Raw genomic sequence first — 13,777 nt, 5'->3', positions numbered from 1 at the left:
CATCCTCCTATTTACCCATGCAGAATTCTTCAAATATCTTATCTGCAAGATCATCTCTGTTCGTTTCTCCTATAATAAGCCCCAGATGTTCATAAGCATCCATCAGGTCGATTGAGAAGAAATCCTCCTCCATACCCATATCAATGCTTTCTCTTACCTTTAAAAGGCTTTCTCTGGTCTTCATCAGTTCTTCTTTATGTCTCGCATTTGTAATGTACAACTGGTCATTATACTCCAATTCGCCGGAAAAAAATTTGTCATTTAACAGATCATATAATTTTTCTTTTCCATCTCCTGTAGAAGCAGATAACTCTACAATATCACAACCAAGCTCGCATGTTATCCACATTTTATCCACAACTGTTTGTAAGTCATTTTTATTCATAATAGCAATAACATTTTTGCCCTTAATCTCTGATATTATCTGCTTATCGTTGTCATCTAACGGTACAGATCCATCGATCACATATAAGATCAGATCTGCCTGTGATGCAAATTCCAGTGCCTTATCCACACCCATCTTTTCCACAATATCTTCGGTATCCCGGATACCTGCTGTATCCACAATGTTCAGTATAATACCATTTATGTTGACAACTTCCTCTAAGGTATCTCTTGTCGTTCCTGCAATATCCGTAACGATTGCTCTGTTTTCTCCCAGAAACATGTTGAGAAGTGAGGATTTTCCTGCATTTGGCTTACCTACGATAACCGTCTTGATTCCCTCTTTTAAGATCCTTCCATTATCAAAAGTTTGCAGTAATTTATCCACATTATCACCCAACTTATCCACAATTGTCTGTAGTTTCTGTGGGTAACCATCCAGACTGTAATGTTCCGGATCATCAAGTGCTGATTCTATAAACGCTACATTATATAAAATCTGTTCTCTCATATCTATGATCTGATTCTTCAGATCACCACGAAGCTGCATAAGAGAAGATTTCACCGCAAAATCATTCTTGGCACTGATCAGATCCATGACGGATTCTGCCTGTGACAGATCAATTCTTCCATTTAAGAATGCCCGCTTGGTAAATTCTCCCGGTTCTGCGAGTCTTGCACCATTTTTAATTACTGCAGCAAGTACATTTCTTAATACAACCATTCCGCCATGACATTGTAACTCACATACATCTTCACAAGTATAAGTATGTGGAGCACGCATCAGAAGCAGAATACCCTCGTCCAGCTCTTTATCACCATCATATACCTGTCCAAATGCTGCTGTGTAGCTTTTCATGCTTTCTATTTTTTTCTCTTCATTTGCCGGCCTGAACACCTTTGAAGCGACTTCAACTGCATTCTTACCACTGATCCTTATAATACCAACCCCGGCATTTCCCATACCGGTTGCGATCGCTGCGATCGTATCATTTACAAGCATATGATTTCTCCTGTTTCTATCTGATCAATATTCTATATATCATTCACTGACATAACAAATAACATATATTATCATATCACTTTATTTATACTAACATACTTTTAGATAATACACCTATACATACTTTTTTTCTATCCCTAAAAAAAATTTCCGGAAGCCGATTCATCAGAGCCGTTACCCTGATTCTTCATTTTCCGGAAATCATATTTTTCAGAAATTCATATTTACATATGTTTTTCTGTTTTTATACAAGTATCTGTTAGCAAAATACTTTATTATTTGTTATTTCTGTCGTATTTCTTTAAATATACAATAACCTTACGATATGGTTCTTCACCCTCGCTTCTTGTAGATACATACTTATCATTCTGTAAAGTAGCATGGATAATTCTTCTCTCATAAGGATTCATTGGTTCAAGTGCAAATGAACGCTTTGTTCTCTTTACCTTGAATGCAATGTTCTTGGCAAGATTTTCAAGAGTTTCTTTTCTTCTTGCTCTGTAATTCTCTGTATCAAGCTTTACTCTGATATAAGAGTCGCTCTTCTTGTTTACTGCGAGGCTGATCAGATACTGAAGTGCATCTAATGTCTGACCTCTCTTACCGATCAGAATACCCATCTCAGGACCTTCTACATCGATATCAAGAAGATTTTCTGTCTCGTTAAACTCGATCTTGATGTCAGCCTGAATATCCATAGCCTTGAATAATGTTTCAAGATATTCTCTTACATCATCCACAAATGTTTTCTTCTTTCTGGCACTGATGACAAATGGTTTTGAACCGATCAGCCCAAGAAAACCTGTGCTTCCCTCACTGACTACATTATATTCCAGGTCTGTACTGGCACATCCAAGCTCTACACTTGCCTGCATAAGTGCCTCATCTAAAGTTTTACCTTTAAATTCTACAAACTCCATTATTTATTTCCTCCCTTATCATTACTCTTATTCTGATACTGAAGCATGATATTTGCTTTGGAACCAATGCTTCCAGATTTGTAATGAACGTTGTTTTCTGACTGTTTCACTTCATCAACTGTCGGATTCGTATAACTTTTCAGTCTTGAAGATGCCATTCTGTTAATACTTTCAGACTGGGTGCTATCTGAACTTACATTACCATTCTGAGCGTCCATCATTTTCTCATAAAATGACTTCTTACCGGGATGCTTTGCTTCTTTCTTTGCCTGCTTCTTAGCTGCTTTTACTCTACATTTCTCAAGAACTGCTTCTTTATCACACTTCTTATAATAATTGTTGATAATAAGCTGTGTAATAATCGTGATAACAGAACCTATGATCCAGTAAAGACCAATAGCGATTGGCAGATTAATACAGATAAATAATGACATAAGCGGCATACCGTAAGTCATCATATTCATCATACTGTTTGCCTGTGCTGCTGTAGGATCATTTGAATTTGTGTTAGAAGCACTCATGCTGATCTTTGAAGATACAAACTGCAATACTGCTGACAGGATTGGAACGATCAGTGCTGCTGAAAGCTTCAGTCCGGGAGCATCTGCGATATTCAGATTAAATAAAAATCTGTTCATATTTTCAAAGTTATGAATATAATCTGCTTCTTTTCCACTTGTAAATCCAAAAATATCCTGTAACTGCGACCAGTCATGTGTGGATATCTTATCCAGTACATCGATAACTTTATTATCTGTAAGATTACCTTTTGATACTGCATCCATCATCTGATTGGAAGCTGTAACAGCTGTAGATACCCTGCCATCTGAATCACTTGCTACTGCATTGATGATATCATAATAATTTGCACTAGAATCAAGCTTAATTGAACTTAATTTAGAAGCATCAATCTTATCAATAGCCACTTTCTGCATACTTTCTACAATATACTGGTACTTATCCTTCATATCTCCTACATAAGCAGGGATATTCTGGATAACACGGTACAAACCATAGAATACAGGAAGCTGGATCAGAGTTGGCAGACATCCGGATGTAAGACTTACACCATACTTCTTCTGGATTTTCTGTGTCTCCTGCTGCTTCTTCATCAGGGATTCCTGATCTGTTTTATTGTTATACTTCTTTGTTGCCTTATTAATCTCCGGCTGGATAAAACTCATAATCTTAGAAGATTTCTGCTGCTTGAAATTCAATGGAAACAAACAAGCTCTTATGAAAAACGTAAATAAGATAACGCAGATACTAAGATTAACATATCCTATTCCCATGCTGTTACTGATAATCTCGATCAATTTATACATCAGATCGAAAATCTTACCGAATAACCAACATATCGGTCCTAAGATCATACCGTCTTCTACTGTTAGAAACATCTTGTCCTCCTTTATGGAACGGGATCATATCCTCCTTTAGAAAAAGGATTACATCTAAGTATTCTCCATACAGCCAGGAGGCCACCTTTTATCACTCCATACTTTTCCAAAGCTTCGATCGCATATTGTGAACAGGTTGGAAAATACTTGCAGGTAGGATGTCCTTTTAACATGGACAAATACCTCTGATAAAATCTGATTAAACCAATTAACATTCTTTTCATTTTTAATTTTCACCATCTCTGACTATCGTCAGCTTCTTCAGCCTGAACAGATGCATCATAGCACTTTCTATCTCATGATACCCCTTGTCCTTCGCTGTTACTCTGGCAACGAACACAATGTCATAACCACTGCAAATACAGTCTTTGTTTAATCGATAAGCTTCTCTAATCAATCTGGTTACCCTGTGTCTTACCACACTGTTACCAACTTTTTTACTAACAGAGATTCCAAGTCTATTGTATTCCAAGCTGTTGGCTCTCAGATACATAACTAAATATTTATTGGCCACCGAATCCTTTGTGTTATAAACACTGCCAAACTCTCTGCTGTTTTTTAACGTAATAAAATTACTCATAACATAACCACCAAATCATTGATTGAAAATTAGAAAAACTAAAAAAGGCCACAACCTTGTGACCTATGCTGATAATTTCTTTCTACCCTTAGCTCGTCTAGCGGCCAATACCTTTCTGCCATTAGCAGTGCTCATTCTCTTTCTGAAACCATGAACCTTTGATCTCTGTCTCTTTTTAGGCTGGAAAGTCATCTTCATATCTACACACCTCCTTTATTTATTATGACCATTATTTATCCACATCCATTCGTTTCCTCTGTTTATAACAGACTCAAACGAACACATACAGATACCTACAAAGTCCTTGCATATTATAAATAAATAACCCCATACAGTCAAGTTTTTTTTGAATTTTTCCTTTAAAATCAAGGGTTTTCATATCATAAAACACTTAGTTAGAAAAATGTGATTTTATATTTTTCAAAAATTGGTGTCTATATAATTTTCAAATACAAAATCTAGTGGTTTTTCTTTTTCTCCACATTTATCCATTGATATGAACTTTACCATAATCAATTTACATAATGTTATCCACAAATTGTGAATAACTTGTGGATAACATCTTGATTCATTGTTTTCTTTCTTCCATAAATCCATATTTTATCTTATTTTTTGATGTTCACAATTTATAAGGTAACATTTTTTTTACTTAACATAACAATACTTTTTCATAATTATTATGTAACTTATACACCTTCTTTTTCAAAACAGTTTTTTAACATATATCAAAATGAGTTTCTTCCTATTATATAAAAAATTTTTCTCATATGTCTGTCAGAGGGTAATAAAACTTGAAAAAATGGTCATTTTGTTATAAGATATAAATACGTGGTTCTATGCCTATAACTCCATAGACACAACGACTGGACGGAAAGGATTTTCGGAAGAATGGAAGAATTAATTTTATCAAAATGGGACGAGATACTCTCTCTTCTCGAGACAGAACATGGATTATCCCCTATTGTTGTTAAAACATGGATCAAACCTTTGAAGTTATATTCTGTCGAAGGAAAAAAACTGTATTTTGCAGTTGATGATAGTATGGGTTCAAGAGCCATCGATTTTATTAATAAAAAAATGTACGATATGTTCCTGGTTACTTCTATAAAAGAAGTGCTGGATGACGATTCTATCGAGATTGTAATTGACGTAGAAAGTAATCTGAACAAAACCTCCAAAGAAGAGGTTACCAAAGAAGAATACAACGAAGCGATCACCAAGAGCAATCTCTATCCAAAATATACATTTGATACATTCGTTGTAGGTGAGAGCAATAAGCTCGCTCATGCAACATGTCTTGCTGTCGCAGATTCACCGGGACTGGACAAATTCAACCCACTGTTTTTATATGGTGGAGCAGGTCTTGGCAAAACACATCTGATGCAGTCTATTGCACATTATATTTTACAGCATAATAAGAATATGAAGGTTCTCTATGTACCTTCCAATAAATTTACAAATGAAATCGTAGAAGCGATCAAGAAAAACAAAACCGACGAGTTCCGGGAAAAGTATAGAACCGTTGATGTATTACTGATCGATGATATTCAATATCTTATCGGTAAAGAGAGTACCCAGCAGGAGTTCTTTGATACCTTCAATGCACTTCACGATGAAGGAAAGCAGATCATTCTGTCATCGGATAAGCCTCCTAAAGAAATTAAAACTCTGGAAGAGCGTTTCCGTTCCAGATTTGAATGGGGAGTGCCGATCGATATTCATGCTCCTGATTATGAAACCAGAATGGCAATTCTCAAAAATAAAGTTGAGATGAACGGATACAAGAATATCAGTGACAACATTCTGGAATATATTGCAAATAACGTTACCTATAATGTAAGAGAACTGGAAGGAGCATTAAACAAGATCAGTGTATATGCCGAACTTGGAAATGTTACGATCACAGAGGATCTTGCAAAGAACATATTAAAAGATATGATATCCAAGGAAACCAACGTTACGATCACACCTGATCTTATCATTAATACCGTTTCCGAACACTTAAATATCAGTGTTGATGATATCAAATCTTCAAAACGTAGTCAGGATGTAGCCAATGCAAGACAGATATCCATGTATCTATGCCGTAAGTTTACAACAAAGGGATTAAAGAGCATCGGAGATGTATTTGGCGGTAAAGACCATTCGACTGTTTTAAGTAATATCAACAAAGTAGATAAGAGGATTGAAAGTGATCCTGAATATGCAGAGACGATTGATGTCATTATCAAAAAGCTCAGTCCTCACAGCTAATGTTATTTATATGTGGATGAATGTCTGTACTATTGTTATGAAATGTTAGTATCTGACAATTCAATCAATTCAGACGATTTTCAAATGTTTATAAGTCCACTTACAATAACATTGAATATCAGGAAAATTAACATAGACACATAATTGATTTCATAAGAATTAATAAGGATATTTTGAAGTTTCAACAAATCCACACCTACTACTACTGTTATTACTACTTTTATTATTAAATATATATCTACAGACAACCGGGAAAGGAGTTTATAAACAAAATGAAGATTTCGTGTATGAAGGGAAAATTGATGCAGGGAATTAGTAATGTATCAAAAGCTGTATCTACAAAAACCACACATCCAATTCTCTCATGTATTTTCATTGAAGCTGAAAATGGAAATATAAAACTCACAGCAAATGATATGGAAATTGGAATAGAATCTTATGTTGAAGGAACTGTTATCGAAGAAGGAAAGGTTGCGATCGAAGCAAAGCTTTTATCGGATATCGTAAGAAAGCTTCCGGATAGTGAGATACATATGGAAACAAATGAAGATTTCAAGACAACTATCAAATGTGAAAAATCATTATTTACCATTGCAGGAAAATCAGGAGAGGATTTCTCCAGTCTTCCGGTTGTTGAAAAATCCAAATATATTACAATTTCACAGTTTACATTAAGAGAGATTATCAACCAGACGATCTTTTCAATTTCAGACAGCGAATACAATAACGTTATGACAGGTGAATTATTTGAGGTTTCTAATAACAGACTTCGTGTTGTAGCTATTGACGGACATCGTATCGCTATCCGTAATGTAGAATTAAAGGATGAGAGTCAGGATGTGAAGGTTATCGTTCCTGGTAAGGCACTCAGTTATATTAGTAAGATTGTAAATGGTGGAGTAGATGATGATGTAAATATCTACTTTGCAGATAATAATATATTATTTGAATTTGACAGAACAAAGGTTGTATCTCGTCTGGTAGAAGGCGAATTCTTTAGAATTGATAATATGTTAAATGTTGATTATCAGATCAAATTCACTATCAACAAGAGAGAATTTCTTGATTGTCTGGATCGTTCATCTCTTCTAATCAAAGAATCTGATAAGAAACCGATCAAGCTCACGATAGAAGATAACATGTTATATCTGAAGATAGATTCTCTGATCGGTTCAATGAATGAAGAGATAGAGATTCATAAAGAGGGAAGCAATATCATCATTGGATTCAATCCAAAATTCTTAATGGATGCGATCCGTGCAATTGACGATGATGATATTACTATATACATGAATAATACAAAATCACCTTGTGTAATCAAGGATGAAGAAGAGAATTATATTTATCTGATCCTTCCAATGGGTATCGGAAGCAGATAATCCAGGATTGGAGATAAGAAAAAATGGAAATAATCAAGCTGAGAGATGAATTTATAAAACTAGGTCAGGCATTAAAGGCAGCCGGTTTTGTAGAGTCAGGAGTAGAAGCAAAAGAGGTTATATCTCAGGGTCTTGTTATCGTAAATGGTGAGATTGAGACCAGAAGAGGAAAAAAACTGTATGATGGAGATGAAGTAGAATTTGATGGAGATAAGATCAGTATCCAGAAATAATTCTACACATGTGGCTGGTAGATAGTATGTATGTTGAATCACTGAATATTAACAACTATAGAAATTATGATGAGTTATTCATTATGTTTGATAAGAATACCAATATTTTATATGGCGATAATGCACAGGGAAAAACAAATATACTGGAATCTATTTATATGGCAGCTACAACCAAGTCCCACCGTGGAAGTAAGGATCGGGAAATCATAAAAATAGGTGAAGAAGAGTCACATATACGTCTTTGCATCAAAAAAAGTGATATAAGTCATCGGATTGATATGCATTTGCGTAAAAGCAAGAATAAAGGAGTTGCTATAGATGGACTGCCTATCAGACGTACAACTGAACTTTTTGGTTTATTAAATGTGATATTTTTTTCACCGGAGGATTTATCTATCATAAAAAACGGTCCTTCTGAGAGAAGAAGATTTCTGGATCTGGAGTTGTGTCAGTTAAGCAGATTGTATTATCAGAATCTGTCTTCCTATTCCAAGATATTGAATCAGAGAAATAATCTGTTAAAGCAGATTGCTTATAATAAAAGTCTGATGGATACTTTAGATGTATGGAACATGCAGCTTGTGGATTACGGAAGAAAGGTTATAAAAGAAAGACAGAATTTTATAACGATGTTAAATGATCTGATCGGAGAGATCCATTTGAAGCTGACTTCCGGAAAAGAAAAGCTGGAGATCATCTATGATAAGAATGTTGGTGAAGATGAATTTGAACAGGTGTTGTCAGATAAGGTTCATGTAGATCTGAATTATATGAGCACCCAGACAGGACCTCACAGAGATGACATCATGTTTATGATAAACGGAATCGATGCAAGAAGATTTGGATCACAGGGACAGCAGAGAACAGTCGCTCTTTCTTTGAAAATCGCAGAGATAAAGTTGGTAAAGAATATTATAAATGATAATCCGATACTTCTCTTGGATGATGTTATGTCAGAGCTTGACAGCAGCAGAAGAGAAGCGTTGTTAGAGGAAATCAAAGATATACAAACAATTATAACCTGTACAGGTTATGATGATTTTATAAAAGAACAAGTAGTGATCAATAATGTGTATCATGTTATAAACGGAACCGTTACGAAGATATAAGTTTCGTTTGTTATGGAATATTAAGGAGGAAAAAAATGTCAAATAATTATGATGCTGAACAGATACAGGTTCTGGAAGGACTTGAAGCTGTCAGAAAAAGACCGGGAATGTACATAGGAAGTACGTCTACAAGAGGATTGCATCATCTTGTTTATGAGATTGTTGATAATTCTGTAGATGAAGCTCTGGCTGGTTATTGTAATCACATAGAAGTTTTTATTAACCCTGATAATTCCATAACGGTTGTTGATAATGGACGTGGTATACCTGTAGGTATTCAGGAGAAGACAGGAAAATCAGCACTGGAAGTAGTATTTACCGTTCTTCATGCCGGTGGTAAGTTTGGCGGTGGAGGATATAAGGTATCCGGTGGTCTTCATGGTGTAGGTGCTTCTGTTGTAAATGCTCTTTCCGAATGGTTAGAGGTCGAAGTTACAAGAGATGGTCATATATATAAGCAGACTTATAAGCGTGGTAATGTAGACAGTGCATTGCAGATCATTGCCGATGCACCGGAAGATAAATCAGGAACAAAGGTAACATTTCTTCCGGATAAGACGATATTTGATGACTGGATTTATGATTATGATACATTACGGACAAGACTTCGTGAGACAGCATTCCTTACAAAGGGTCTGAAGATTACATTAACAGATTTTCGTGTAGATCCTCCAAAGGAGAGACATTTCCATTATGAGGGCGGTATCAAAGAGTTTGTTGAATACATGAACAGACACAGAGAAGCACTCTATGACAAGGTAATCTACTGTGAGGGACTCAAGGATGGTGTATATGTAGAAGTTGCTATGCAGCATAATGATTCCTATAACGAAATGATACACAGTTATGTAAATAATATTAATACACCGGAAGGTGGTACACATTTAACAGGTTTTAAGGCAGCCATTACCAAGATTTTCAATGACTACGCAAGAAAGAATAATCTGTTAAAAGAAAAAGAGGATAATCTGTCCGGTGAAGATCTGAGGGAAGGTATGTCTGCGATCGTATCTGTAAAGATCGGTGAACCTCAGTTTGAAGGTCAGACAAAGCAGAAGCTTGGAAATTCAGAAGTAAGACCTGTTGTAGAAAGTATCGTAAGTGAACAGCTTACTTATTTCTTAGAGCAGAATCCAAATATAGCAAAAATAATTATAAATAAATCTGTAATGGCTCAGCGTGCGAGAATTGCAGCAAGAAGAGCCAGAGATGTAGCAAGAAAAGCAAATCTTGCAGATAATATGGCACTTCCAGGAAAGCTTGCAGATTGTTCCGATAAAGATCCGAAGAATTGTGAGATCTACATCGTAGAGGGAGATTCCGCCGGTGGTTCTGCAAAGAAAGCAAGATCCCGTGCAACACAGGCTATCCTTCCACTCCGTGGTAAGATATTAAACGTAGAAAAAGCAAGAATCGACAGAATCCTTGAGAATGCCGAGATCAAAGCAATGATCACAGCATTTGGTACAGGTATTCATGAGAATTTTGATATTGATAAGCTCAGATATAATAAGATCATTATTATGACGGATGCCGATGTAGATGGTGCTCATATTGCAACTCTGCTTCTGACATTCTTCTATCGGTTCATGCCGGATCTGATCCGAAAAGGACATGTATATTTGGCGCAGCCACCACTTTATAAGCTGGAGAAGAATAAGAAAATCTGGTATGCCTACAGTGATGATGAACTGAACAGTATCTTGAATGAAGTTGGACGAGATCAGTCAAATAAGATCCAGCGATACAAAGGTCTTGGTGAAATGGATGCAGAACAGTTATGGGAGACAACCATGGATCCGGAAAAGAGAATTTTATTAAAAGTTGCGATTGATGATGATGATGAATCAGAGATTGATATGACCTTCAATGTACTGATGGGAGATAAAGTTGAACCTAGAAGACAGTTCATAGAGACAAATGCCAAGTTCGTTAAGAATCTTGACATTTAAACGAAAGGGAGAAGAACATGGATGACGATAAGATTTTTGACAAAATAAGTGAAGTCGGGCTCAAGAAGACCATGGAGCGGTCTTATATAGATTATGCCATGAGTGTTATTGCAGCACGAGCACTTCCTGATGTAAGAGATGGTTTGAAGCCTGTTCAGCGAAGAATCCTTCACTCAATGATAGAACTGAACAACGGTCCGGATAAGCCACATCGTAAATGTGCCCGTATCGTCGGTGATACCATGGGTAAATATCATCCACATGGAGACAGTTCCATCTATGATGCTCTCGTAAAACTGGCTCAGGACTGGAATACAAGATATCCATTGGTAGATGGTCATGGTAACTTCGGTTCAGAAGATGGTGATGGCGCTGCTGCGATGCGATACACAGAGGCAAGGTTATCAAAGATAAGTATGGAAATGTTAGCTGATATCAATAAAGATACAGTAGATTTTGTACCAAACTTTGATGAGACAGAAAAAGAGCCAACGGTACTTCCATCACGTTTTCCTAATCTATTGGTAAATGGTACAACCGGTATTGCGGTTGGTATGGCTACCAATATTCCACCACATAATTTGAAGGAAGTAATCGGTGCAACTGTAAAAATCATTGATAATCGTATAGAAGAAGACAGAGAAACCTCCATTGATGAGATCATGCAGATCATAAAAGGACCTGATTTTCCTATGGGAGCAGAAATCCTTGGACATCGTGGAATTGAAGAAGCATACAGAACCGGTCGTGGTAAGATCAAGGTTCGTGCCGTTACAGATATCGAGACAATGCCAAATGGTAAGCATAAGATTGTAGTAACGGAGCTTCCATATATGGTAAATAAAGCTTTACTGATTCAGAAAATCGTAGAGCTTGTAAAGACCAAACGTGTAGATGGAATCACGGATGTAAGAGATGAATCATCCAGAGAGGGTATTCGTGTTGTCATCGAATTAAAGAAAGATACAAATGCAAATGTACTTCTGAATCAGTTATATAAGCATACACAACTTCAGGATACATTTGGTGTTAATATGCTGGCACTTGTAGATGGTGTTCCAAAGATCTTAAATATCAGCCAGATGCTCGGATATTATCTGAAGCATCAGGAGGATGTCGTAACCAGACGTACAAAGTATGATCTGAATAAGGCAGAGGAACGGGCACACATCTTAAAGGGATTGTTGATCGCACTCGATAATATCGATGAAGTTATTAACATTATCCGTAGTTCCAAGAGTGTACAGGATGCAAAGAATTCATTGATCGAACGATTCGGGCTGACAGAGGTTCAGGCACAGGCAATCGTAGATATGAGACTTCGTGCTCTGACAGGTCTGGAACGTGAGAAGTTAGAGGCAGAATATAAAGAACTGATGGATAAGATCAGTTATCTGAAAGCAATTCTTGCAGATGAAAAAAAATTACTTGGAGTTATCAAAGATGAGCTTCTTGTTATTTCTCAGAAATATGGTGATGAGAGAAGAACCGCTCTTGGCAGAGATGTTGACGAAGTAACAGACGAAGAACTGATCGAGAGAGAAAATATCGTCATAGCCATGACAAAGCTCGGTTATATCAAGCGTATGCCGGAAGACCTCTTCAAGGCACAGAATCGTGGTGGTAAGGGTATCCGTGGTATGCAGACGATCGATGAAGATTACATTGAGAATCTGATCGTAACAACGACACATAATTATTTGATGTTCTTTACAAATACCGGTAGAGTATACCGTCTGAAGGGATATGAGATACCGGAAGCAGGAAGAACAGCCAGAGGTGTTGCAATCGTAAACCTTCTTCAGCTTCAGGCAGGTGAGAAGATCACAGCAGTCATTCCGTTAAAGAGCTACGAGGATGGTAAATATCTGTTCATGGCAACCAGAAATGGTATGGTAAAGAAAACAGATATCTTAGAATATCAGAATGTGAGAAAGACAGGACTTACAGCTATTGTTTTGCGTGATAATGATGAATTGATCGAAGTGAAAGCAACAAATGGAGATGATGATATCTTCCTGATTACAAAGAAGGGTATGTCGATTCGTTTTAATGAAAAAGACGTCAGACAGACCGGAAGAACTTCCATGGGTGTAAAGGGTATCCATCTTGGAAAAGATGATATTGTAATTTCCATGCAGATGAGTTCACAGGGAGAAAAGATCCTGCTTGTTACCGAAAATGGTATGGGTAAGAGGACATTAATCTCAGAATTTAACGTACAGAACCGTGGAGGTAAAGGTGTTAAATGTTATAAGATCACTGAAAAAACAGGTGATCTTGTAGGAGCGAAGATCGTTACCGATGAAAATGATGTTATGATCATTACCACAGAAGGAATCATTATTCGTACAAGCTGTGATGGAATATCCACACTTGGACGAGTAACCTCCGGTGTAAAGATTATCAACCTGAACTATGATAATAATGTCAAGGTAGCATCCATGACAGAAGTACAAAAAGAAGAATTTGACGATGAGGATCCGGAAGGAGAAAATCCGGAAGAAACAGAAGAAACAGAAGTATCAGAAGAACAGTCATCGGAAGAAGATTCAACAGAAGAATAA

The 13,777-nt window shown here is 36.5% G+C and carries 12 protein-coding genes; 6 read left to right on the top strand and 6 right to left on the bottom strand.

Annotated elements, in window-relative coordinates:
• Positions 1 to 7 precede the first annotated feature (7 nt).
• The 6 genes from mnmE to rpmH form a co-directional block, all read right to left on the bottom strand.
• Positions 8 to 1,387 (bottom strand): tRNA uridine-5-carboxymethylaminomethyl(34) synthesis GTPase MnmE, encoded by a 1,380-nt coding sequence (gene mnmE / locus WKT03_RS01025; RefSeq protein ID WP_340390786.1) that lies wholly within the window; start codon positions 1,385 to 1,387, stop codon positions 8 to 10.
• A 275-nt stretch (positions 1,388 to 1,662) separates the two neighbouring features.
• Positions 1,663 to 2,307 carry an RNA-binding cell elongation regulator Jag/EloR gene (gene jag, locus WKT03_RS01020; RefSeq protein ID WP_021944268.1) on the bottom strand — a complete coding sequence of 215 codons (645 nt, stop codon included), beginning with the start codon at positions 2,305 to 2,307 and terminating at the stop codon, positions 1,663 to 1,665.
• Positions 2,307 to 3,704 (bottom strand): YidC/Oxa1 family membrane protein insertase, encoded by a 1,398-nt coding sequence (locus WKT03_RS01015; RefSeq protein ID WP_340390785.1) that lies wholly within the window; start codon positions 3,702 to 3,704, stop codon positions 2,307 to 2,309. The genes jag and WKT03_RS01015 overlap by 1 nt, the downstream gene beginning before the upstream one ends.
• 11 nt (positions 3,705 to 3,715) lie before the next feature.
• On the bottom strand, positions 3,716 to 3,928 hold the full coding sequence (gene yidD, locus WKT03_RS01010) for a membrane protein insertion efficiency factor YidD (protein WP_084770674.1): 213 nt from the start codon (positions 3,926 to 3,928) through the stop codon (positions 3,716 to 3,718).
• Positions 3,929 to 3,930: 2 nt separating this feature from the next.
• Positions 3,931 to 4,284: a ribonuclease P protein component gene (gene rnpA / locus WKT03_RS01005; protein WP_021944266.1), complete on the bottom strand. Its 354-nt coding sequence runs from the start codon at positions 4,282 to 4,284 to the stop codon at positions 3,931 to 3,933.
• Positions 4,285 to 4,347: 63 nt separating this feature from the next.
• On the bottom strand, positions 4,348 to 4,482 hold the full coding sequence (gene rpmH, locus WKT03_RS01000; protein WP_004852723.1) for a 50S ribosomal protein L34: 135 nt from the start codon (positions 4,480 to 4,482) through the stop codon (positions 4,348 to 4,350).
• A 690-nt stretch (positions 4,483 to 5,172) separates the two neighbouring features.
• Between rpmH and dnaA the strand changes: the two genes are divergently transcribed.
• The 6 genes from dnaA to gyrA all read left to right on the top strand — a co-directional run bounded on the left by dnaA (position 5,173) and on the right by gyrA (position 13,777).
• Positions 5,173 to 6,537 carry a chromosomal replication initiator protein DnaA gene (gene dnaA / locus WKT03_RS00995; protein WP_021944265.1) on the top strand — a complete coding sequence of 455 codons (1,365 nt, stop codon included), beginning with the start codon at positions 5,173 to 5,175 and terminating at the stop codon, positions 6,535 to 6,537.
• 272 nt (positions 6,538 to 6,809) lie between these two features.
• A complete protein-coding gene (gene dnaN / locus WKT03_RS00990) occupies positions 6,810 to 7,916 on the top strand; it encodes a DNA polymerase III subunit beta (protein WP_021944264.1) in 1,107 nt (368 codons plus the stop codon).
• A gap of 23 nt (positions 7,917 to 7,939) precedes the next feature.
• Positions 7,940 to 8,149 (top strand): RNA-binding S4 domain-containing protein, encoded by a 210-nt coding sequence (locus tag WKT03_RS00985; RefSeq protein ID WP_008401671.1) that lies wholly within the window; start codon positions 7,940 to 7,942, stop codon positions 8,147 to 8,149.
• A gap of 26 nt (positions 8,150 to 8,175) precedes the next feature.
• The gene (gene recF, locus WKT03_RS00980; protein WP_117784732.1) at positions 8,176 to 9,258 is read left to right on the top strand and encodes a DNA replication/repair protein RecF; all 1,083 of its coding nucleotides are present in this window, start codon (positions 8,176 to 8,178) and stop codon (positions 9,256 to 9,258) included.
• Between the two features lie 35 nt (positions 9,259 to 9,293).
• Complete coding sequence (gyrB, locus tag WKT03_RS00975; RefSeq protein WP_021944262.1) at positions 9,294 to 11,210, top strand: DNA topoisomerase (ATP-hydrolyzing) subunit B; 1,917 nt, start codon at positions 9,294 to 9,296, stop codon at positions 11,208 to 11,210.
• Between the two features lie 17 nt (positions 11,211 to 11,227).
• Positions 11,228 to 13,777, top strand: coding sequence for a DNA gyrase subunit A (gene gyrA, locus WKT03_RS00970; protein ID WP_118675360.1), 2,550 nt, complete (start codon positions 11,228 to 11,230; stop codon positions 13,775 to 13,777).

It is taken from the genome of Coprococcus sp. HCN-4056, assembly GCF_037892645.1.
Classification (GTDB): domain Bacteria; phylum Bacillota; class Clostridia; order Lachnospirales; family Lachnospiraceae; genus Coprococcus; species Coprococcus ammoniilyticus.
Note: the sequence above shows the minus strand (reverse complement) of the source record. Positions and strands in the feature narration are given on the sequence as shown.